Annotated in this window: 23 protein-coding genes; 4 read left to right on the top strand and 19 right to left on the bottom strand. The window is 46.5% G+C overall.

Annotation, left to right across the window (positions count from 1 at the left end; all coding sequences use genetic code 11):
• Positions 1-16 precede the first annotated feature (16 nt).
• Complete coding sequence (locus tag B5066_RS04310; protein WP_079475057.1) at positions 17-934, bottom strand: thiamine pyrophosphate-dependent dehydrogenase E1 component subunit alpha; 918 nt, start codon at positions 932-934, stop codon at positions 17-19.
• Positions 935-1194: 260 nt separating this feature from the next.
• Positions 1195-1560 carry an ArsR/SmtB family transcription factor gene (locus B5066_RS04305; RefSeq protein ID WP_179124025.1) on the bottom strand — a complete coding sequence of 122 codons (366 nt, stop codon included), beginning with the start codon at positions 1558-1560 and terminating at the stop codon, positions 1195-1197.
• 257 nt (positions 1561-1817) lie between these two features.
• Here B5066_RS04305 and B5066_RS04300 point away from each other — a divergent pair, with 257 nt between their 5' ends.
• The 3 genes from B5066_RS04300 (at position 1818) to B5066_RS04290 (ending at position 4619) form a co-directional block, all read left to right on the top strand.
• Positions 1818-2315: a sigma-70 family RNA polymerase sigma factor gene (locus B5066_RS04300; protein ID WP_079474717.1), complete on the top strand. Its 498-nt coding sequence runs from the start codon at positions 1818-1820 to the stop codon at positions 2313-2315.
• Positions 2316-2550: 235 nt separating this feature from the next.
• Entirely contained in the window at positions 2551-3624 is a 1074-nt protein-coding gene (locus tag B5066_RS04295; RefSeq protein WP_079474716.1) for a branched-chain amino acid aminotransferase, read from the top strand.
• Between the two features lie 137 nt (positions 3625-3761).
• Positions 3762-4619: an alpha/beta fold hydrolase gene (locus B5066_RS04290; RefSeq protein ID WP_079474715.1), complete on the top strand. Its 858-nt coding sequence runs from the start codon at positions 3762-3764 to the stop codon at positions 4617-4619.
• A gap of 42 nt (positions 4620-4661) precedes the next feature.
• Here the strand turns inward: B5066_RS04290 and B5066_RS04285 are convergent, their stop codons facing one another.
• The 7 genes from B5066_RS04285 to B5066_RS04255 all read right to left on the bottom strand — a co-directional run bounded on the left by B5066_RS04285 (position 4662) and on the right by B5066_RS04255 (position 10951).
• Complete coding sequence (locus B5066_RS04285) at positions 4662-4907, bottom strand: GlsB/YeaQ/YmgE family stress response membrane protein (protein ID WP_079474714.1); 246 nt, start codon at positions 4905-4907, stop codon at positions 4662-4664.
• Positions 4908-5008: 101 nt separating this feature from the next.
• On the bottom strand, positions 5009-5488 hold the full coding sequence (gene pssE / locus B5066_RS04280) for a PssE/Cps14G family polysaccharide biosynthesis glycosyltransferase (RefSeq protein WP_079474713.1): 480 nt from the start codon (positions 5486-5488) through the stop codon (positions 5009-5011).
• Positions 5485-5949: a PssD/Cps14F family polysaccharide biosynthesis glycosyltransferase gene (pssD, locus tag B5066_RS04275; RefSeq protein ID WP_079474712.1), complete on the bottom strand. Its 465-nt coding sequence runs from the start codon at positions 5947-5949 to the stop codon at positions 5485-5487. Before pssD ends, pssE begins: the two co-directional genes overlap by 4 nt.
• An 18-nt stretch (positions 5950-5967) precedes the next feature.
• Entirely contained in the window at positions 5968-7419 is a 1452-nt protein-coding gene (locus B5066_RS04270; RefSeq protein ID WP_079474711.1) for an O-antigen ligase family protein, read from the bottom strand.
• A 247-nt stretch (positions 7420-7666) separates the two neighbouring features.
• Positions 7667-8662: a glycosyltransferase family 2 protein gene (locus tag B5066_RS04265; protein WP_179124024.1), complete on the bottom strand. Its 996-nt coding sequence runs from the start codon at positions 8660-8662 to the stop codon at positions 7667-7669.
• A 36-nt stretch (positions 8663-8698) separates the two neighbouring features.
• Positions 8699-9787 (bottom strand): glycosyltransferase family 4 protein, encoded by a 1089-nt coding sequence (locus B5066_RS04260; RefSeq protein WP_079474709.1) that lies wholly within the window; start codon positions 9785-9787, stop codon positions 8699-8701.
• A gap of 108 nt (positions 9788-9895) precedes the next feature.
• Positions 9896-10951, bottom strand: a complete 1056-nt coding sequence (locus tag B5066_RS04255) for a glycosyltransferase family 4 protein (protein WP_079474708.1) — start codon at positions 10949-10951, stop codon at positions 9896-9898.
• Positions 10952-11473: 522 nt separating this feature from the next.
• Between B5066_RS04255 and B5066_RS04250 the strand changes: the two genes are divergently transcribed.
• Positions 11474-13480 carry an acyltransferase family protein gene (locus tag B5066_RS04250; RefSeq protein ID WP_079474707.1) on the top strand — a complete coding sequence of 669 codons (2007 nt, stop codon included), beginning with the start codon at positions 11474-11476 and terminating at the stop codon, positions 13478-13480.
• Positions 13481-13553: 73 nt separating this feature from the next.
• Here B5066_RS04250 and fabZ read toward each other — a convergent pair whose 3' ends face one another.
• The 10 genes from fabZ to atpA all read right to left on the bottom strand — a co-directional run bounded on the left by fabZ (position 13554) and on the right by atpA (position 22596).
• On the bottom strand, positions 13554-13976 hold the full coding sequence (gene fabZ, locus B5066_RS04245; protein ID WP_027847263.1) for a 3-hydroxyacyl-ACP dehydratase FabZ: 423 nt from the start codon (positions 13974-13976) through the stop codon (positions 13554-13556).
• Positions 13977-13996: 20 nt separating this feature from the next.
• Complete coding sequence (locus B5066_RS04240; RefSeq protein ID WP_079474706.1) at positions 13997-14251, bottom strand: DNA-directed RNA polymerase subunit beta; 255 nt, start codon at positions 14249-14251, stop codon at positions 13997-13999.
• 33 nt (positions 14252-14284) lie between these two features.
• A complete protein-coding gene (locus tag B5066_RS04235) occupies positions 14285-15109 on the bottom strand; it encodes a flagellar hook-basal body protein (protein ID WP_079474705.1) in 825 nt (274 codons plus the stop codon).
• A gap of 40 nt (positions 15110-15149) precedes the next feature.
• Positions 15150-15938, bottom strand: a complete 789-nt coding sequence (locus tag B5066_RS04230) for a flagellar hook-basal body protein (protein ID WP_079474704.1) — start codon at positions 15936-15938, stop codon at positions 15150-15152.
• Positions 15939-16168: 230 nt separating this feature from the next.
• Positions 16169-17470, bottom strand: coding sequence for a UDP-N-acetylglucosamine 1-carboxyvinyltransferase (gene murA / locus B5066_RS04225; protein ID WP_079474703.1), 1302 nt, complete (start codon positions 17468-17470; stop codon positions 16169-16171).
• Between the two features lie 220 nt (positions 17471-17690).
• Entirely contained in the window at positions 17691-17957 is a 267-nt protein-coding gene (locus B5066_RS04220; protein ID WP_233133188.1) for a DUF1146 family protein, read from the bottom strand.
• A gap of 325 nt (positions 17958-18282) precedes the next feature.
• Positions 18283-18687, bottom strand: coding sequence for a F0F1 ATP synthase subunit epsilon (locus B5066_RS04215; RefSeq protein ID WP_079474702.1), 405 nt, complete (start codon positions 18685-18687; stop codon positions 18283-18285).
• 27 nt (positions 18688-18714) lie between these two features.
• On the bottom strand, positions 18715-20130 hold the full coding sequence (atpD, locus tag B5066_RS04210) for a F0F1 ATP synthase subunit beta (protein WP_079474701.1): 1416 nt from the start codon (positions 20128-20130) through the stop codon (positions 18715-18717).
• 50 nt (positions 20131-20180) lie between these two features.
• Positions 20181-21047 (bottom strand): ATP synthase F1 subunit gamma, encoded by an 867-nt coding sequence (atpG, locus tag B5066_RS04205; protein ID WP_079474700.1) that lies wholly within the window; start codon positions 21045-21047, stop codon positions 20181-20183.
• Between the two features lie 40 nt (positions 21048-21087).
• A complete protein-coding gene (gene atpA, locus B5066_RS04200; protein WP_079474699.1) occupies positions 21088-22596 on the bottom strand; it encodes a F0F1 ATP synthase subunit alpha in 1509 nt (502 codons plus the stop codon).
• Positions 22597-22600 lie beyond the last annotated feature (4 nt).

The raw sequence follows: 22600 nt of genomic DNA, 5'->3' as shown, positions 1-22600 counted from the left end.
GGCACTCCTTTCTATGTTAAGCATATACATCCTCAAGCAGCGTATCCTCGGAAGGCTCCGGACTCTTTTCTGCAAAATCCACCGACTGTTCTATCCGGGCTTTGGTGTCTTTTTTCACCGTGTCTGCTTCTTCTTCGGTAATGATGCCCCGTTCAATCAAGGCCTCCTGAAAGAAACGAATTGGATCTTTATCTTTCCATTCTCTCTCTTCTTCTCTCGTCCGGTATTTTTTAGCGTCGCTTTTGGAATGACCCTTCCACCGGTACGTTTCCGCTTCTATAAGTACCGGGCCGCTCCCGTTTCTTGTATACTCCACGGCTTCTTTCATAACGGTCATCACTTCCGGAAGGCTGTTGCCGTCCACTACATGCCCCGGGATGCCGTAGCCTGAAGCACGATCGGCAATATTTTCGATTTTCACCATATCCTTTACTGGGCCGGACATGCCGTACTGGTTGTTCTCGCAGACAAAGATAACCGGGAGATCCCAAATAGCGGCAAGGTTTACGGCTTCATGGAAGCTCCCTTCATTTGCAGCTCCGTCCCCGAAGAAACAAACCGTAATATAACCTTCCTGGCGCATCTTCGACGTGAGTGCCGCGCCTACAGCTAAAGGAATGCCGCCTCCAACGATCCCGTTGGCACCGAGATTGCCTTTTTCGACGTCCGCGATATGCATGGAGCCGCCTTTGCCTTTGCAATAACCGGTTTCCCGCCCAAACAGCTCCGCCATCATCCGGTCAGGATCCGCTCCTTTAGCGATGCAGTGGCCATGGCCGCGGTGGGTGCTCGTAATTTTATCTTTACCCTCAAGCATTGCACAGACACCCACAGCTGAAGCTTCCTGCCCTACACACAGGTGGGTGGTGCCGTGAATCATGCCTTTGGCAAAAAATTCGTCTACTTTTTCATCGAACCAGCGCACCGTCCACATCTGCTCGAGCCAGTCGACCAGCTTTTCCTTCGGTTCTTCCCAAATCCAATCAGCCTGCGTCACAATAACGCCTCCTTTACATTTGTTCAATATTATGACCTTTGTAAATATAATAGCCTTATTTCATACGTTCGTCAACTAAACGTTTGTAAATTATCTTTGATTTCAAAATATTGTTTCCGTTTTCACAATTTCAGCTGAATTTATCAATTGTAACTTTCAGAAACATTTGTTTACTGGGCATAAAAAAAGAGACGCCGCTACGCCTCATTTTCCTGCCGCTCTTTAATTTCTGCCTGGTGGCTGACGACAAGTTCCACCACCTGCCGGACATGCTCATCATCAAGAGAATAGTAAACGGTTCTTCCTTCCTTTCGAAACTTCGTCAATCCCAGCTTATGCATATACCTGAGATGATGGGATGCTGTAGCAATGGAAGATTCGATGATTTCTGCAATACTATGTACACTCAATTCCGGTGTCAGGGCGAGCGCCTGGGCAATCTGCATCCGCTTGCCGTCTGCGAGCCCCTTCAGCATATCTGTCATAATGCCGAGCGAGCGTTCCTGTATTTGCTGCTGGATCCATTCTACATTTGCCTGCGCGCTTTTGTTTTCGTTTGGCATTTTATTCACCTGCCTGATCGTAATCATTCCTATTTTAATTGTACGCTATCTTTATTTGCTTTCAACCGATCTGCTTTATTTTTTCTCTGGGCATGAGTTTCTTTCTCTATACTTTGGCAGGCCCTTCCCTTTCTATGATACAACAGAGCGTTCCCTATTTATCAGCACATAGTGCTCCGGCGGCATTCTTACTCTTTGTATATGCTGATCCTACCATGGAATAAATCAGAACCGCGCGGCTTCGCCAGGAGAGACCATTGACCAGTACAATTCCTGCTTCATTTGAAGAAACATACGAACAATATACTCCGCTCGTTAAACGAATGATTACCCGTCTCCGGATTTATCAGGAACAGGAAGAATATATGCAGGCCGGCTATGTAGGATTATGGAAGGCTTACAGTACCTTTTCTCCCGAAAAAGGCACTTTTTCCGCTTATGCTTTTACCCTCGTGCGAGGTGAAATGCTAATGATGCTCCGAAAAGAAGTGCGGTTCTCCGAGCGGCATCAGTTGTTTGATGACCACCAGCCTTTTGAGCAGCCATCAGAGATAGAGGACCGCTTTGAGCTCGAGGCCTATTTTCCTCTTCTGTCAGAACGGGAACGAACCTGGCTCACCGATTTCGCCGTGCATGCCCTGCCCATACGCGACATTGCAGCGAAACACGGGGTAGCAGCTTCCACGGTTAAATCATGGCGGAAATCCGCATTGCGCAAGCTGCGCGCACACACCAGCGAACTAAAGCTGGATTAACCTTTTGCCGCTGATGTGCAGGTGGAGAAATCTTTCCTATTTGTCCAGTTCCATCCACTGCCGGCTCGAGGTCGCTGTCTCCTTCCTGCAAAATGAAAGAGCTATTTTTCGGAAGGCGGACAGCGCTTGTCACCGGCTTTCAAGTGGATGGAACTTTTCTATATATGATACAATTTGAATGTTGTTATTAAAATAGAGATGGATGGCACGATAAATACATAGGAGTGATGTTACTGTGGCTGAATCATTGACCATTGAGCGTACAAAATCCCCGAAACCGAAGCCGGATTTCTCTCAGCTCGCTTTCGGAAAAAACTTTACCGATCATATGTTTGTTGTAGATTATGTAGAAGGAGAAGGCTGGATCGATCCAAGAATCGTGCCGTACCAGCCGCTTACCATGGATCCTTCGAGCCTTGTGTTTCACTACGGCCAGGCTGTGTTTGAAGGAATGAAGGCTTATTATTCCGGCGGCGATATTATGCTTTTCCGCCCGGAAAAAAACTTTGAACGGCTGAACCAGTCCAACCGCCGGATGAGCATTCCGGAGATCGACGAGCAGCTATTGATTGATTCGTTAAAGGAGCTCGTTTCACTTGAGCGTGACTGGATTCCCCGCGGGGAAGGGCAATCACTGTACATCCGCCCGTTTGTGATCGCTACGGAAGCAAGCCTTAGCGTGAAGCCGTCCTCCTCTTACAAGCTGCTCATTATTTTAACTCCTGTGGGCTCTTATTACGGAAGCGGTGGCGACGCCATGAAACCGGTCAGCATCTATGTAGAGAACGAATTCGTCCGCAGCGTCCGCGGCGGCGTCGGCTTCACGAAGACAGCGGGAAACTATGCGGCCAGCCTGAAAGCCCAGGAGCAGGCCGGGAGTGCCGGTTATGATCAGGTCCTTTGGCTCGACGGGGTGGAGCAGCGCTATATCGAAGAGGTCGGCAGCATGAATATTTTCTTCAAAATCAGTGGAAAAGTCGTAACGCCTGCTCTGAATGGGAGCATTCTTGAAGGAATTACCCGCGACTCTGTCATTGAACTCCTGCATTATTGGGACATTCCTGTGGAGGAACGCCGAATTGATATGGAAGAAATACGCACTGCATATGAAGCAGGTACACTCGAAGAAATTTTCGGTACCGGGACAGCGGCAGTCATTTCTCCTGTAGGCAAGCTGCGGTGGGACGCCCAAACCTATAAAATCAATGACGAAGAAACCGGCCCCCTCGCCAAGCAGCTGTATGACACGATCACCGGCATTCAGACCGGGGACAAGGAAGATGTACTTCACTGGACCCGCACCGTATAAAATGAATCAACAACGGCTCTCCTTCACGGAGGGCCGTTTTATTTCTGAATGAAATTCTTCCGTTTTTCCCATTGTATGCTAGAATATACCTACACGTCATTTACAAGTGACAACGAAACGGGAGGAGGAGGGGACAATTGAAGCAATTAGCGCTTTCTTTACGCGACGGCCGCATGCTGAGTATTTCCATGTTCGGGGACCCGGACGGAACACCGGTCCTGTATGTGCATGGGGTCGGAAGCTCCCGGCTTGAAGCTGCGATCGGAGAAGAAGCTGCCGCTTCCAACTCCCTTCGTATTATTTCTGTTGACCGCCCGGGCTACGGCTTGTCCATCCCCGATCCTCACAGCACTTTTCTCCAATTTTCCAAAGATATCGACGAAGTAATGAATCATTTTGAGATTCAGCGCTGCTCCTTAATTGGTGTCGGCTGCGGCGGCCCCTATGCAGTGACAAGCACCAGTCTTTTAAAGGGACGCATCAGCGAGCTTCATTTGGTTGGCTCTATCGGTCCTACGGAGGATCCTGAGTTGTTTCGCCTGCTCGACACTTCTTTGAAAGCTCCGCTGCAAACGATTCAGGAAGCACCGGAGCTTTTGCGCAGCCGCTGGGAACAGACGAATATGGAGGATAACATTTTCCAGACAGATTACGAACAGCTTTCCAAGGAAGAGCAGCAGTACGTGACCCCATTTGTGCTGGATAAATGGAGGTTTGCGGTTCAGGAATCCGCCCACTCTGCTGAAGGATTTCTTCGTGACCTTCAGACGCTCAGGACGCCATGGGCCTATCACCTGGAGAACATCGATACCCCCACGTATGTATGGGCGGGGGAAGACGACGAGATCATTCCCCTTCGCCACGCCGTTTACCTTGCCAATCACATTACCGGGGCTGTACTCGAAACGTTTCCCGGCATGGGCCATACCGCCACCGAGGTACTCGGCATCAACACAGCCCTGCAGCAGATCAGCAAAAACCGCTCCCTTTCATAAAACGAAGCCGACCCGAAAAACAGGACGGCTTCGTTTTTGTATTTAGCGGATTGCTTTTAAAATAAAGCTTAAAATGACGACGAAAATAATTGCGCCGATTAACGCTGGGAAGATCGCAATACTGCCGATCACCGGTCCCCAGGAACCAAAAATCAAGCCACCGATCCAGGCACCGATAATGCCTGCAATAATGTTACCCAAAATGCCGCCTGGAATATCCTTGCCGAGAATTAAACCGGCAAGCCAGCCAATCAGGCCGCCGACGATAAGAAATAGTATAAATCCCATTATATTGACTCTCCTTTCATTATCTTGTTCAACCATCTTTTTTCCCTGATTTTTAAATTGTTAAGCATAAAAAAACACAGGTTTTAAATCAAAACCTGTGGTTAAATGGAATCAATATAATTTTTAATCGTTTTCAGCATTTGCTCGTTTCCCGTGTGAAAAGGAGTGGGTTCGAATAACGTTAGTTCCTCCATCGCCTGTTTAAGCGTTTTTTCTCCAGTCATGGAAATAACGTGGCCCTTGCTTGTAAACGATTCGGTTAATTGAAGCTGATGATCATCGTTATGCTCTCCGTGCTTTTTCAGCCTTGGCACAACGATGGTTTTTTTATAATACTTTAATGCCGTCGTCACTGAGCCAGTACCTGCATGGCTGATAACAATTTCCGCTTCCTGAAACAGCTTTTCCATTTCTTCCGAAGGAATAAAACGGCGAAGAGTCATGTGTGCACTTTCAAAATTCGTGTTGCCGTTCTGGACGATGACATTGTCCTGAATATATCCTTCCTTTATCAATGCCTCCACTTCGTGCAGGATCCGCGGAAAAGGAAGTTCATGTGTACCGAGTACTACTAGTATCAATAGATACTCCCCCCGTTGACTGCTTTCGGATAGAACTTTTTCATCGATTCCCACTGAACAATAAACAGATCCGCAATAGGATAAACCAGGCGCCCCGACAGGTTCGGGGAATGCGATTTGGCAAAGCTTTCAATATAGATGACCTTTTTGCGGAACAGCTTTGCAATGTAACACATCGGTACCGCCGTGTGCACGCCTGTTGTAACCACTACGTCTGGGCGCAGCTTCAAAAATAGGAATAGTGATTTAATAACGTTGTAAGAAAACTTAAACAAGTACCGGAATGGATAGTTTCTGGCCCCGTATACTAAAAAGGACATTGGGTATTTTTCTTTCATATCCACCGTTATATCTGTTTTTTCTGTAATGATATGATAATTGTATTCTGAAAACAGCGGCTCTAGCTGCAGTAATTGGGTTAAATGACCGCCGACAGATGAAATAAACACTACTTTTTTCATTTTATAGAATCCTTTTTATTAGTATTTGCTTCTGCTGCGAAACGATAATATATTCTGCTGCTCTGAATACTTAACGGTCAATGCCATTGCTACTGCCAGGTAAATAGCTGCCGCAGGATAATAGAGAATATGGCCTGCAATAATGGAAGCACTTATACCAAGCCCCATGCTTATCAGCCCAAAGAAAAAGTGCATATTCAGGGCAGCCGTCTTGTAGTTAATTAAATTTCGGATAATTAAATACGCTGTCAAAAATATCGGGAACGTCAGTATCAGCAAGCCGATGAATCCATAATCGAAGAACCAGTCAAACAAGTCCATTTCAATAGGTGCAGCTTCTTCCTCACTTGGATAATTCTGATATACGCCCATGCCTACGATTTTTTGACTAACCGGTGCTTCATTTAATTGGTGAACTGCCTCTGCCAAATGCTCTTCCCGTCCGCTAAGAATAGTAGAATGGTAAGGAATACTGTTAATAGCGTTCAAAATTTCCTGACTTGGCTTTTCTTCTTTTGGTTTTTCGGTATTTTTATCTTCGTTTTCTTCACTTTCTTCACTTTCCCCGCCTTCCGGCTGGTCCTCTGCCGCCGCGCTTTCTCCTTCCTCTTCTGCCGGCTCCGGCTCTTCATTCATGCTCTCGGTGACAGCAAGACCAAGGTTATTGCCTATAGGCATAGCCGGAACAGCTACGGCGGTTACAACGAAAACGGCAGCCAAAATAACGAAATTAAGATATCTTCGCTGAAAAAGCATTATTATGGCATATATTATCCCAAGAACAAGCCCTGCAATAAGACCGACAAAAGCCACCTTTGTACCAAGCGTCATCATCGCCCATATGATTAACAGGGTTCCTGCCAGGAAAGCCAGCTTCTGCCATAGCTTCTCCGCTTTTAATAACACCAGTACTACAAACGGAAAGCTCATTGCAGTAATGGCGCTGATTTCATTACCCGAGAAAAACCACCCAGTGTGCCCTTCTTTTGCTAAAAAACCATAAGCTCTACGCCCTGTATTGGTAATATCGGCAAGGAAGACTATAATCCCCATAAAGAGCATATTTATTCCTAAAATGTAAGGGATGATTTTTTTATGTATGCCTTCTTCTGCCTGTTGATAAATAAACGTTAAATACGTAAAAACAACTATTGGAAAATAAATGGATTTTACGATATTTGTAACTTCAAGTGAAAGCACGTAGGGGTCCTTCACAAAATAATTAACTCCGAAATTAATTGCAAAATACACAAATAATACAGGAATATAAATGAATAAGAGTTTTCTTATCCAGCCTGCAGAAAAAAAGTATAAATAAAGTAACCCTGCCCCAATAAATAGAGCACGGAACTGCGAAACCAGCGGGGTGTCAAAAAATATGAGCAAATCTAAAACCGGTTGTACTAATAAATAGGTTAAAAGAAAAATCTTCGCTATATTCCCAAACCTCAGGCTTGTAGTTCTTTCCATCAAGTCGCATCCTCCTAAAAAGGACAGATAATATTAATTCATTTGCACGTACACTCACGTCATGAATACTATCATACATTATACCATTCCACTAGAGAGAAAAGTCTCTAAACAGCCCCGGTCATTACTCACTTTATTTTCAATTTAGAAAAATTTTCATATTTCAATTCGGTTATGCATAAAAGGATTTTATATAAATTTGTATTAAAGCAGTTCAAACCTGGGCCTGGTCTTGAGAATGATTCTATCAATTGTTTTTAAAATTCTGGTCCATATACCCCTTCCACTCTTTATCCAGCCTTTTCGTTTTAACTTTTTGCAAGTTTTGTTTAAATATCTGGACGGGAAGGGTATGCACGAAAGCATTCCTCCACACCTGAATCTTTTTCTTTAAAGACAATTTTTGCTTTTCTACATTGAAGTACTGAAAAAAAGCTTTATATTTTCTGTTTCTTGTGTAAATTTTGCTTACTTCCACTATATGCGTTTCTTCCACTTCTTTGGCTTCATGCGCCGGCAGGCGGTGCATGAAGTGGTTTTTTTTGTATTCAAACAGCTGCTCGAGGCCTTTTACTTTCGGCTGGAAGCTATCAGATATCCGGTTCATGGAATGTATTCTGTAAAGTATTAAAACGTCATCGACGGCATAAACTTTATGGCCATTCGCAAGTATGCGTAAATACAAATCCGTTTCCTGTGCACTCACCACTTCTGGACGAAAGCCCTCTACCTCCGTCAGGCATTCTCTTTTAATAAGTGGAAAAGAAGCGCCACCTATAAAATTCTCTGTCATAATTTTCGCGAAGGCTTCCTCATTACTGTATAAGTAGTTCTGCCCTCTGTTCATGTAGCGTTCAATCTGCAGGTCCTGGTATACGACCAGGCTGCTGCAAGTCACAATCCCAATAGCGCTGTCACGTTTGAATGCTTCGTATTGTTTTTCAAGTTTCGTCCCCGCCCATACGTCGTCATCATCCAAAAAAGCAATATATGCCCCCCTGCTTGCTTCAAGCCCTTTGTTTCTGGCAATATTCCCCCCCTGGGGAGTACTGTGGGTAATTACTTTAAGCCGTGGTTCTTCAATATTTTTTAAGTAAACATCTGTATCGTCCTCAGATGCTTCGTTTATCACTATAATTTCAATGTTTTTATACGTTTGGGCTCTAGCGCTATCCACCGCCTGCTGCAATAATGCTCTTCTATTTCTTGTTGGTATGATTATGCTGATTAGTTCACTACTCATTACAAAAGTCCCTTCCTCTCGCAGCTTAAGCATCTACTAGTTATTACGCGTGAATATATTTATAAAATCCTTCTCTATATGTTCCTGATAAAATGGTTCAGCTGTCTTAACCGCTTCCGTTTTCATACTCTCATATTCATATTCTTCCATGTCCAGTATAGCAATTATAGACTTATAAAAGCTGTCCGGGTTATTTTTTTCAGCTAAGAAACCATTTTTACCGTGAACGATATAGCTTCTTAATACAGAAATGTCACTCCCAACCACCGGCACGCCGCTGGCCAATGCTTCAATTCCCACAAGCCCCAGGCTTTCACTTTCAGTCGGAAAACAAAATACATCAAAGCAGCTCATCAACCTGCCGAGTTTTTCCGGAGATAAAGCTTCAAAATGTATAATGCTGGAGCATAAATTTAACTCTGAAACCCGCTCATGGAAAAGGTTTCTTTGACTGCCATCCCCTATCACTATTCCTTTTACTCGCGGCCCATACCTGTCTGTTAATTTGCGCATCGTTTCCAAATACGTATTCCACCCTTTTCCAGGTTCCAGCCTTCCTATAAAGCCCACATATTCACCTGGCACTGAAAGGTTGAATTCATTTATCGCATCTTCACGGTTGTAATTAGGTGAAAATGTCTTAGAGTTCACTCCTCCAGATGCGAAAACTGCTACCTTTTCTGGAGCTAGATTGTATTTTTGTTCCACAATTTTTTTAAAATAACTGGAGGGACAAAGAACCTTTTCTGCCTTTTTCACCGCAATAGAGGTTATAGAATTAACGAGCCGTTGCTTTTTATTCTTTGCCAGGACGTCGCTTCCATGAGTATTTACATATAAATGAACTGAACGAAACCATGAAGCTGCAATTACCGGGGGAGCGCTTAATGAAGGATAGTGAACATAAACGATGTCATACCTGCGAAAAAGAGTTTTCACAAAAGAGGCGAGGTAGAACCAAAGATAGCCTGCCGCCTTTCCCCATTTCGAATTTTTTTTAGTCATCACTGATACCTTGACATCCATTCCTTTACTTTCAAGAATGCCTTTGGAATTTTTTACAAACGTTCCATAAGAAGGGTGTTTACTGCTCGGGTACATATTAGATACAAGTAATATCTTCATGATTGCGCCACCTTCAACCAAATTTACATATCTAAATAAAATAGACCCGGCTCCAAAGCTGTGAAAAGCTGTCGGCGGATCTATTGCATCAAAAATTTAATAAGTGTCTCACTCTTTTGTGGATCCTGCTAACCTCTTGATGAAATTTAAAAACGGCCTGTATTGCTGGCTGACCAGCCCTACGCTTTCAACCAGGATCTCAATTAAAATCAGCATTACCAGTAATAGAATGAGGGAGACCCATAAAGTGGAGAGGGTAAACACTACAGCCGAGATACTGCATACTGCGCTTATGCAATAGATAATCATTACCGTTTCACGGTGAGAATAACCAAGCCGCAGCAGGCAATGATGGAGATGGGATTTATCCGGTGCAGACAGCGACTGCTTATGCACGATCCTTCGAATAATCGCAAAAAATGTATCTGAAATAGGCACCGCTAAAATCAGCGCCGGGACTATCAAAGAAAATACGGTAACATTTTTAAAACCCATTAGCGCTATAACGGCAATCATAAATCCTAAAAACAAAGCGCCGGCATCACCCATGAAAATTTTAGCTGGATGAAAATTGTACATTAAAAACCCAAGCGTTCCACCGAGCAGCGCAATGCTTAAAGCGACAATAAAAATATCGCTCTGCAAAATTGCCAGCACCGAAATGGTAGTTAATACAATGGCGGATACGCCAGCAGACAATCCATCGAGGCCGTCGATTAAATTTATTGCATTGGTAACACCAACAATCCAAAGCAGCGTAATAGGTATACTGAAAATCCCCAGCTCGAGGTCTCCGCCAAAAGGCAGGTTGATAAAGGTTACCTGCACACCGCCGACGATGACAATGATCGCTGCTGCAATTTGTGCTAGAAATTTTACCTTCGCTGTTAATTCGTAAATATCATCCAGCACACCGGTGACTATCACAATAGTCCCAGCAATGAGAATGTAGAAATAAGTTTCGTTTTCGGGTCGTAAAATCAGCACTCCTGCTAAAAAAGCAATGTATATGGCAAGACCGCCCATTCTGGCCATCTGCCCTGTATGGACTTTTCTTGCATTCGGCTGATCAGTAGCACCAATTTTAAACGCTAGTTTTTTCACTAAAGGCGTTGCTATCAAGGCCACTACAAAACTCGTTATTAACGCAATAGCAGTAACCATCGTCGTCCCCCTGTTTAAGAACGTTTTATGAACATTTCAGACACGTTCGAGTCCGGAAGATGACTCCCTTTTGTCTACAATTGTACATTTCTTACATCTTTCGCTTCAAAACCCTATAATGTTAGACGTTTCAATGTCAAAAAAGTTTCGTTCTTCCTACAATATATCGACTCATAAAGCTCGAAAATCAAGTAATACAAAATTATCTTATCATTTTCGTAACAAAAAGAATCGAAAACGCTAAAAAATCAATAAATAGTACCCTTTTTGCAAGTTTTCTACCTGAATCTTTATTCATTAATAGCGCCAAATTTAGCCATTATTTACTAATCTTTTTACAGCATCCCTTTCTTCCGGGGCAGGTTTAATTTAATTCAGCTTATGCTTCAGATAAAAATTCTTTGAAAAACATATTCTTGTATATTTCATGTTAAAATTTATAACGATTACGTAGTGCATAGCATCGGGAATATTAGTGATTACGTTTTGGCTGAAGTAGTGTACGAGTTAGGAGTGGATGTCATGAATGACTTACGGGTACCTGAGAAAAGATTCCGGCCTGAAGTAGAAGGGGTGCGAGCTGTAGCTGCTTTTTTAGTGGCTTTGTATCATATTTGGTTCGGCTCTGTTTCAGGCGGGGTGGATGTATTCTTCGTCGTTTCCGGCTACTTAATTACCACCTCGCTGTTAACAAGATTCGAACAGGGAGGAACAATTAATCTGCCTGTATATCTGCTCAGCTTAGGCCGCCGGCTCCTGCCTCTTGCTGTAATCGTTATTTTATTTACGATGGCCGGCTCCATTGCGTTTCTGCCACAGTCGCAGTGGGGACAAATTGTTATAGAGATGTTTGCATCAGTGCTGTATTTCCAAAACTGGGAGCTGGCAACAAGTGCGGTCGACTATCTGGCTCAAAATAACGAGGCCAGTCCGTTCCAGCACTTTTGGGCGCTTTCGATTCAGGGGCAGTTTTATGTTTTTTGGCCTTTACTTATATTACTGACTTATTTTTTTGCAAAAAAAATATTTAAAACGCCTTTGCGTAAAACGCTGTTGGGTGTACTGGCTCTCGTCTTCGCTTTATCTCTCAGCTATTCTATCTATATTACTTCTGTTAATCAGCCCTGGGCTTATTTCGACACGTTTGCCCGGGTATGGGAATTCAGTCTTGGTGGACTTGTAGCGCTATTACTCCCTTACTTAACAATGAACAAGACTGTAAGTTTTATTCTTGGGTGGCTTGGATTGGCCATCATTTCTCTTACCGGCCTGCTTCTGCCTGTTTCTACTGTATTCCCTGGCGCTGCTGCTTTACTTCCTACTGCCGGGGCGCTTCTTATTATTACAGCAGCCGAAAACAGCAGCCGTTTTGGTCCAGACAGACTGCTGGGCTCCAAGCCGTTTCTTTATTTCGGCAGTATTTCCTATGGGTTTTATTTATGGCATTGGCCGATACTTATTTTTTACTTTGCCTATTTCGATAACACGACCGTATCCATTGAGGGCGGCATTGCTATTATCGTCCTTGCCTTCGCTGCATCGGCGCTATCTGTTAAGGTTATTGAAACGCCTCTACGCAAAATAAACATTAAACAATCTAAAAGAAAAGCAGTCACAGCACTGGCTTTGTTTCTGTTGCCCGCCCTTACAGCAGCCGGCGTATGGGATAATTATGTTGAAAAAAGCCAGTCCAGCATCAGCGAAGATTATACAGTAACTGACTATCCCGGGGCCCGGGCAATATCAGAGGATATTGAACCAAATCCTGATATTGATCCTCTCGAAAACGTGGCGCAGGCTGCAAATGAGATGCCGGCCTTTTACGCCGACAGTGAGTGCTACTCGGACCTTGAAGAAACAGAAATCAGCATGTGTTCCTACGGAGACACCACCGAGCCTGAATACACCATCGCTTTGGTAGGCGGGTCTCATTCCGGGCACTGGTTTCCGGCTCTTGAAAAAATGTCCGATGAACTCAGCCTGCGGATCGATGTGTTTAATAAAGACGGCTGCCGCTTTTCGACAGACGATTTCGATGGCACCCTATCTGACTCATGCATGCAGTGGAATGAAGACTCCATCGAACCACTGAAGAAAAACGATCCTGATTTGCTTTTCACTACTGCTAATGTAAACGTAGGCGCCACTATACCGGAAGGGTGTCTGGAAATCTGGAAAGAGTTCGAAGGCCATGCAGAAATATTCGCAATACGTGATAACCCACGAATGCAGGAAGATATCCCCACCTGCTTAGAAGAAAACGAGGACCCGGGGGATTGTGCCGTTCCACGAGATGAAGTTTTAGCTGAAACTCCTCCATGGGAAAATACCAACGAGAAAAAAATTCCTGACAATGTTACCTTTGCGGATATGTCCACCTACTTCTGTGATGATGACACGTGCGATCCCGTGATTGGTAATGTCATCACTTTCCGGGATGACCACCATATTTCCACGCTTTATTCCCGAACCATGGGTCCTGCTCTTAAAGAACACATTAAAGACGCGTTAGAAGAAAATGACGAATAACCTCAGCACTCAATTTCTTTACTGTGCACCAGTAACAAAAAAGGACTGCAGCCAGATTGAGCTGCAGTCCTTTCTATTGAATCGCAAACATCAGGTCTGCTTCTGCGACGACCTTGCCGTCCACGGAAGCCGTCCCTTTTCCTTTGACGATAGAGCGTCTCTGTTTGGTAACTTCCATTTCGAGGCGGAGCTGGTCTCCCGGCTTCACCTGGCCTTTAAAGCGGCATTCATCAATGCCTGCAAATAAGGCGAGCTTTCCCTTCATGTCCTCCTGCTGCATCAGCGCGACGCCGCCGGCCTGGGCGATCGCTTCAATAATAAGCACCCCTGGCATTACCGGATAGTCAGGGAAATGCCCATTGAAAAATTCTTCATTGGCGCTGACATTTTTAATGCCTACGGCCCGCTCTCCGGGTTCTACCTCAATAATTTTATCGACAAGCAGAAATGGGTAGCGGTGGGGAATAATTTCTTTAATTTGTTCAATCGAAAGCATCATTTTCCCTCGCTTTTAAACTAGTTTCCTCGAATCAACTGATAAATTTCCCACCAGGTCGATGGATTCAGGGCCTGAAAAGGATTGCCACCTCCGACCGCATAGCCGATCATCAGGCCTATAATCGCACAAATAAAGGCCAGAATTACAATAATAATCAGCCAATGCCACCAGAGCAGCTGCTGAAGACGTGCACGCACCTTCTGTGTGCCTCTTTTCAGCTGTTCTTTTCTATTCGGCTTCGAAGTCCTTGTACGGTTATTCTGATTGCTCATATGTACTATCTATGCTCCCTTAACCACAAAGACTTATCGAATGCTGTTAATCAATCCAAGCATCTGGTCCCCCTGCGTCAGCGCACGGGAATTAAACGAGTATTGTCTTTGGGCATTCATCATATTTACTAATTCGTTCGATAAATCCACATTAGACTGCTCGACCATTCCCTGCTTTACGCTGGACGGGTCAGCTTCTATAACCATATCATTTTCCGCTGCCCCGAGTCCATCTAAATCCTCAAAACGGTACCGATTGCCCCCGACAGACGTCAGCGCCTGCGGACGCTCCACCTGCACGATGCCAAATGAACCAATATTCACAGTCTCTCCGGCTGCCGTTACTCCTGTCAGCTCCCCGTTTTCCTGCATCGAAAACTCCGAAGTCCCTGCAGGAATATCGAATCTTCCTCCAGCTTCGTTTAATACAAAGCCGCCATTTTGATCAACGAGCGTATAGCTGCCGGACGCTGCCGGATTTTCTGAAAGATACAGCTGCCCGTCTCTGGTATATTCAGTCGTCCCATCTTCTGCCTCTATTTGAAAAAAAGTATCCTTATCTTCAAGAGCAAAATCGAGCTCCCGTTCGCTCTCTTTCAGCGCCCCCTGCTCCATGCGAAGCGCGGTCTGTCCGATTGCTGCCCCCCCGCCTGTCCGGATCCCGGGCGGAGTAAGCCGACCCGTTCCATTTTCCGGCATTGGCATGTTGTCTTCCTGCTGATACATCATTTCGCTGAAGGTCGCCTGTCTTGATTTAAATCCTGTCGTTTCTGCATTGGACAGATTGTTACTGATGGTATCCATCTGCTGCTGAACGGCCCCCATGGATTGAAATGGTATGCGTAATCCCGAATACATGCTGTTTTCCTCCTGAATTCTATTTTACGTTTTTAATAGATTAGCCGAGCCGCCCCACTTCGTTTACCGCCTTTTCCATGCTGCGGTCATACGTCTGCATGACCTTCTGGTTGGATTCAAACATCCGGTATGCTTCCATCAGCTCCGTCATCGCCTGAGTGGAATCGGTATTGGATTGTTCGAGAAAGCCCTGCTTGATCTGGTAGCGGATGTTTTCATTATCCGCCGCAGCACCGAGCTCTTCCTCTGCTTCGAACATGCCTGCTTCAGTTTTAACTAAATCATTAGTATCGGGAGCGTACGCCACACCCAGCTGCCCGGCTTCCCCGCCATTTTCAAGTAGCACGGTGCCGTTTCCGGTGATTTGAAAACTTTCATTTCCAGTTTCCACAGGGGCGCCTTCGTTATTCAGTATGTACTGCCCATCTGCCGTCGTTAAAAACCCTTCTGCATCCACTGTCCAGTTGCCGTTCCGGGTGTAGGCCGTTCCTTCTTCTCCCTGGACCGTAAACAGCACCGCCCCGTTTTCATCCGGCACCTCTGCCTGAAGCAGAGCGGCGTCGGCTGGCGCGTTCGTTTCCTGCAGCTCTCCCGGAGTAAATGACGGAGCCTGGTCCTGCATGTAAACGCCTGTACCGAGTGCACCGATTGTGTGCGGCCCCCTCCCTGCATTCTCCGCATGAAGCAGCTGTTCCGGGAACGTCCGGATCGCGCTTTGATCGGATTTATATCCCGGGGTATTGGCATTGGCAATATTATTATTCAGCATATCTGTCTTTCTCTGCTGGGCTGCCATACCAGAAGCAGCATTATAAAAACCTCTCAGCATAATCCTATTCCCCGTTTCCGTGCATGTAGTCCCAGTGTCAACTCAGCGGGCATGCTTTTTCCGTATGAATTGTTTATTGATAATTAGTTCTATTTTACCACACGAGCATGCTTCAAGGAGCAGAATCCGGCATTTAGTGATGTATATCCTATTTTAACAATCGTTATATACCTAGTTTTAAAGTATTAAAAAAGCCACCACTGTGTAGTGATGGCTTGCGTTAGTAACGTTTAGGAGCGCTCGGCTGTTTTTAAGGAAGTATCTGCAGCTTCGTCTGCATTCACGCGCTTTACGTTCGCGCCGAGACTCTGCAGCTTTTTATGAAAATCCACATATCCACGGTCAAGGTGACGGAGCTCTGTTACTGTCGTTTCTCCTTCGGCTACGAGACCGGCAACAATTAATGCTGCTCCTGCGCGGAGGTCCGTGGCCGATACTTCGGCGCCCTGCAGCTTTTTCGGCCCGCTGATAACCGCCGTACGTCCTTCAATTTTGATGCTTGCATTCATGCGCTGGAATTCTTCTACGTGCATAAAGCGGTTTTCAAAAACTGTTTCTGTGATGAGGCCCGTACCCTTTGCCTGGGTAAGGAGCGCCATGAACTGTGCCTGCATATCCGTTGGAAAACCGGGATGCGGCATTGTTTTAATATCTACCGGCTTTAAAATGTCCGGGCCGGTGACAAGCATACCTCCGTCGCTTTCTTCAATCTTGACGCCCATTTCCCGCATCTTCGCTACAAGAGGACGTAAATGCTCATGCATCGCGCCTTCCACAAATACTTCGCCTCCAGTGATTGCTGCAGCAATCATGAAGGTACCAGCTTCAATCCGGTCCGGAATGATAGTGTGTTCCGCTCCAGTTAGTTTGTCCACGCCTTCAATACGAATCGTGCCGGTGCCGGCGCCGCGCACTTTGCCTCCCATGGCGTTAATAAAGTTGGCAAGGTCTACAATTTCCGGTTCCTCTGCTACGTTTTCAAGCGTTGTGGTGCCTTCTGCAAGCGCCGCGGCCATCATAATATTTTCGGTGGCACCAACGCTTGGAAAATCCAGATAGATACGAGCCCCCTGCAGACGCTCTTCTACTTTTGCTTCGATATAGCCATTGCCGATTTCAACGTGCGCGCCCATGGCTTCAAAGCCTTTCAAATGCTGGTCAATCGGCCGGGAACCAATTGCACATCCCCCCGGAAGTGCAATGTGGGCAATACCTTTTCTTGCCAGAAGCGGCCCCATGACAAGAAACGATGCCCGCATTTTACTGACATACTCAAACGGGGCTTCTGTGGAAAGATCCCCGGTAGCGTCAGCAATCCAGCGGTGATCTTCATAAGTGACTTCTGTTCCGACGTGGCGAAGAACATTAGAAATCGTGTCTACATCTGCAAGCGGCGGCACATCATAAAGCGTGCTTTGCCCTTCTTCTGCCAAAAGAGTAGCTGCAATAACAGGCAGAACCGCATTTTTTGCTCCTTCTGCTTTGACGGACCCCTTTAGGCGTCTGCCTCCCTGTACAATAATTTTATCCAATTTAATTCCCTCCGCTATACTTATGCATATTATCTTTTTGTGCTGCGTGCTTTACCTGCAAAGCTGTACTGTTTTCGTCCTTTTGTCTAGCCTTTTCATTAGTCGCTTCCCGTCTTGAAATGTTACAGCGGTAAAGAGACCTTTTTTTCCTTGTCAGATCCGGCACCATCGATGAGTTTCATACAGAATTCTTTACCCGCTCCCGCATTTTCATAATCTTTTATGCCAAAAGTGTGAAAAACAGGTAACGAAGATACAAAGAAAAATCAAAATAGTCAATAAAGAAGCTGCTTACAGAGTAGCTGATTGCAATAGCGAACAATATAATCAAAAGTCTTCCCTTCAGGCTTTCCGGCCTTCGGATAAAAACGTCAAACCGAAACGCCTGCAGACACCACCAGGTCAAGATAAAAAAAGAGAGATGAAGCAGAATATGTATTAGTGCTTCCTGACCGTCCGGATTCATGCCATCATGCCTTTCTTTCATGCCTTTCTTTGTTGCCGTACAATGTCTTTGCAAATTTTAAGCTACGTTTCAGAATAATTAAATGTACCAGGGAAAACAAGAGTCAAAGGTTCTGCTACTATGTGCGAAGATAATTGGGATTAAGGATTCTTTTACTCTTTTTTAATGATTTATATAACTATAAGCATATTTCATTATAAAGGATTCGTAACCAAACATCTATAGTTCTATCTTCTTTAGAAAAGGCAGAGCTTTCTGTCCTTCCCTACCGCCTTCCCCCGGAGTCGGCTGAGTATGTAAAAAAGAACCGTTTTCCCTTTTGGAAAACGGTTCTTTACGTGTGCCTTTACGCGCCTTCTGAAACCTTTAGACGGGTGTCGGCCCGTTTTAAGGCAAGACGTGCCCGCATGACATCAATTTCCTCTTCATTTATCCGGGCCAGCCGTTCTTCCGCACGCTCTTTGGCAATGCGGGCCCGTTCCGGATCGATCTCTCCTGGAGTTTCTGCAGCTTCCGCCAAAATATTGACAGCATCGGAGCGGACCTCTATGAATCCTTCACTCACCGCCAATAATTTCTCTTTGTTTTCATGCTTAATGCGGACTGCATCAATTTTAAGAGGAGCCACGGTCGGAACGTGGCCTGGAAGAATTCCCATTTCGCCACTTTCCGCACGAACACTGACCATCTCTACTTCTCCATCAAAGACGGACCCGTCCGGAGTCACTACGCTGAGATGCATCGTTGCCATCTGTGTTCTCCCTCCTCCGTGTCGTCCTTAGGACATAGTTTTTGCTTTTTCCACTACATCTTCAATTGGGCCGACAAGGCGGAAGGCATCTTCCGGAATGTCATCATGCTGCCCGTCAAGAATTTCCCTGAACCCACGGACCGTTTCCTTCACGGGCACGTACGTGCCTTTCTGGCCGGTAAATTGTTCTGCCACGTGGAAATTCTGCGAAAGGAAGAACTGAATACGGCGGGCACGGTTTACCGTGAGCTTGTCTTCTTCGGAAAGCTCTTCCATCCCGAGGATCGCGATAATATCCTGAAGTTCATTGTATTTCTGAATCGTTTGTTTTACCTGCTGGGCGACATCGTAATGCTCTTCCCCAACAACCTCTGGTGCAAGAGCGCGGGACGTGGAAGCGAGCGGATCCACTGCTGGATAAATCCCCATTTCCGTTAACCGGCGCTCAAGGTTCGTTGTTGCATCCAGGTGGGCAAACGTAGTTGCCGGTGCCGGGTCGGTGTAGTCGTCGGCCGGCACGTATACTGCCTGAATCGACGTAACCGATCCTTTTTTCGTGGAAGTAATACGTTCCTGCAGCTGACCCATTTCTGTTGCAAGTGTCGGCTGATACCCAACGGCGGAAGGCATCCGGCCGAGAAGGGCGGACACTTCAGAGCCTGCCTGCGTGAAACGGTAAATGTTATCGATAAAGAGAAGCACGTCGGCCCCTTCTTCATCACGGAAATGCTCTGCCATGGTCAGGCCGGTCAGGGCTACGCGCATCCGGGCACCCGGCGGCTCGTTCATCTGGCCGAACACCATGGCTGCTTTGTTAATAACTCCGGAATCGCTCATCTCAAAGTACAGGTCGTTCCCTTCACGGGTACGCTCCCCTACGCCTGCGAACACGGAAATCCCACCGTGTTCCTGGGCAATGTTGTTAATGAGCTCCTGAATAAGTACTGTTTTCCCTACGCCTGCACCGCCAAATAGGCCGATTTTTCCACCTTTTACGTAAGGGGCGAGCAGATCTACGACTTTGATGCCTGTTTCAAGCACCTGTGTTTCCACAGCGAGCTCGTCAAACTTCGGAGGTTTGCGGTGGATTGGCTTACGTTCAACGCTTTCTGCCACCTGCTCTTTCATGTCAATCGGCTCCCCGAGAACGTTAAATACGCGGCTGAGCGTATCGTTTCCGACCGGTACCGAAATAGATCCTCCTGTGTTTGTTACTTCCGTTCCGCGAATGAGGCCGTCTGTCGAAGACATCGCGATCGTACGCACAGAATTGTCGCCCAAATGCTGGGCAACTTCCAGGGTGACGTCTATGGCTTCTTTATTTTCAGTTGCCGGCTGTGATACGCGGAGCGCGTTGTTTAGTTCCGGAAGCTGGCCGCTTGGAAACTGAACATCAATAACCGGTCCCGTAATCTGGGTAATTCGACCGTTTTCTTCACTCATTGTAATCGTTCCCTCCTTACTGTCCGGCAGGGCCGGACGAAATGATTCTTCTATTCAAGCGCAGCTGCACCGCCGACGATTTCTGTGATTTCCTGCGTAACAGCTGCCTGGCGGGCGCGGTTGTAGGAAAGGGTTAAATCATCGACCATATTGTTTGCGTTATCGGTTGCTGCACTCATCGCTGTCATCCGGGCCCCGAACTCACTTGCTTTGGCATCAAGCAGAGCCCCGTAGATTAAGCTTTCTGCGTACTGCGGGAGAAGCTGTTTTAAAATTGCCTCAGGCGAAGGCTCGTATTCATACTGCGCCGTGCCTTTGCTGTTCTCTTCACTTACTTCCTCCGTCAGCGGCAGCAGTTTCTTTTCTGTTACCTTTTGCTGAATCGGGTTAATAAAGTGGTTGTACCAGATATATAATTCGTCCACATCTTCGTTTGCGTACAAGTCCACCGCAAGACGCGTGACGTTTTTAATATCGTTAAAGGACGGCTGGTCCGGCAGACCCGTGATTTCATCGAACATCGGAATGCCATAACGCTTTAACAGGTCCCGCCCGGTCCGGCCGATTACAATGACGCTGTATTCGTCCTTTGACTGGTGGCGCTCCCGCAGCGTTTGCATTAAGTCCCGGAGAATGTTCGAGTTGTAGGCCCCTGCAAGCCCCTGGTCTGTAAATATGGCAATATAGCCGGTCTTCTTTACAGGCCGTTCTTCAAGCATCGGGTGAGATATACCGCTGCTTCCGGCAGCGATGCCGGAGACAACGTCTTTGATTTTTTTCGTGTACGGCTCGTATCGCTGAGCATTTTGCTGGGCCTTATTCAACTTTGACGCAGACACCATTTCCATGGCACTTGTAATCTGCTTCGTTTTTTTCGTCGACTGGATACGGCCTTTAATTTCTTTTAAGGAAGCCATCTGTTCACCACCTTTTGAACCTTTTTACGTACGGCAAGCTTTATTTTGAAGGGTTAAATGACTTCTCAAACGATTGAATCGCCTGTTTGAACTCTTCTTCGTCCGGGAGTTTTCCAGTGTCACGAATTCCTGCGAGCAACTCCGAATGGCTTGATTCAAGGTACGCAAGCAGTTCCTTTTCGTAACGGCGGATGTCTTCTGTCGGAATGTCGTCCAGAAATCCTCTTGTCAGGGCAAACACAATCGCTACCTGAAGCTCCATACGAAGCGGCTGGTGCAGCCCCTGTTTGAGCACTTCCACGGTTCTCCCCCCGCGGGCCAGTTTATCCTGCGTGGATTTGTCCAGATCGGACCCGAACTGGGAGAAGGCTTCAAGTTCACGGAACGAGGCCAGGTCGAGACGGAGCGTACCGGATACTTTTTTCATTGCCTTTGTCTGGGCCGAGCCGCCGACACGGGATACGGAAATACCCGGGTTGATGGCCGGACGGACGCCGGAGTTGAAAAGGTTCGCCTGGAGGAAGATCTGGCCGTCGGTGATGGAAATCACGTTTGTTGGAATATAGGCACCTACGTCCCCTGCTTGGGTTTCAATGATTGGAAGAGCTGTCAGTGAACCAGCGCCTTTGTCGTCACTCAATTTCGCTGCCCGTTCGAGCAGGCGGGAGTGAAGGTAAAAGACGTCCCCTGGGAAGGCTTCACGACCCGGCGGGCGGCGAAGAAGGAGAGAAAGTTCACGATAGGCGTTTGCCTGTTTGGTTAAGTCATCATATACAATAAGCACATGCTTGCCGTTGTACATAAACTCTTCGCCCATGGAAGCTCCGGCATACGGCGCCAGATAAAGCATTGGTGCCGGCTCGGAAGCCCCTGCGTTTACGACAATCGTGTAATCAAGCGCGCCTTTCTGGCGGAATGTATCCACAACCTCTGCCACGGTCGAGTCTTTCTGGCCAATGGCTACATAAATGCAGATAACGTCCTCATCTTTCTGATTCAAAATTGTATCGATCGCCACTGCCGTTTTACCGGTCTGGCGGTCGCCGATAATAAGCTCACGCTGGCCGCGCCCAATAGGAATCATCGTATCCACGGCTTTAATACCGGTCTGGAGCGGCTCAGATACCGACTGCCGGTCCATAATGCCCGGCGCACCGCTTTCAATTGGGCGGGATTTGGTTGTGTTTGTGGAGCCAAGTCCATCCACAGGCTGGCCGAGGGCGTTAACTACACGTCCGAGCAGCTCTTCGCCGACCGGCACTTCCATGATGCGGCCGGTCCGTTTAACCTGGTCACCTTCACGGATTTCTTCGTAAGCGCCGAGAATGATAATACCGACGTTTCCTTCTTCAAGATTCTGAGCCATGCCCATGACGCCGTTTTCGAATTCCAGAAGCTCACCAGCCATCGCGTTGTCCAGGCCGTAGGCACGGGCGATACCGTCCCCTACCTGAATGACGATGCCGACTTCTTTGGACTCTGTCTCCGCTTCAAACTGTTCAATCTGCTGTTTAATTAAAGAACTAATTTCATCGGGTTTGATACTCACCAGG

The sequence above is a fragment of the Marinococcus halophilus genome (assembly GCF_900166605.1).
GTDB classification, from domain to species: domain Bacteria; phylum Bacillota; class Bacilli; order Bacillales; family Marinococcaceae; genus Marinococcus; species Marinococcus halophilus.
This window is presented reverse-complemented; position numbering and strand designations above follow the sequence as displayed.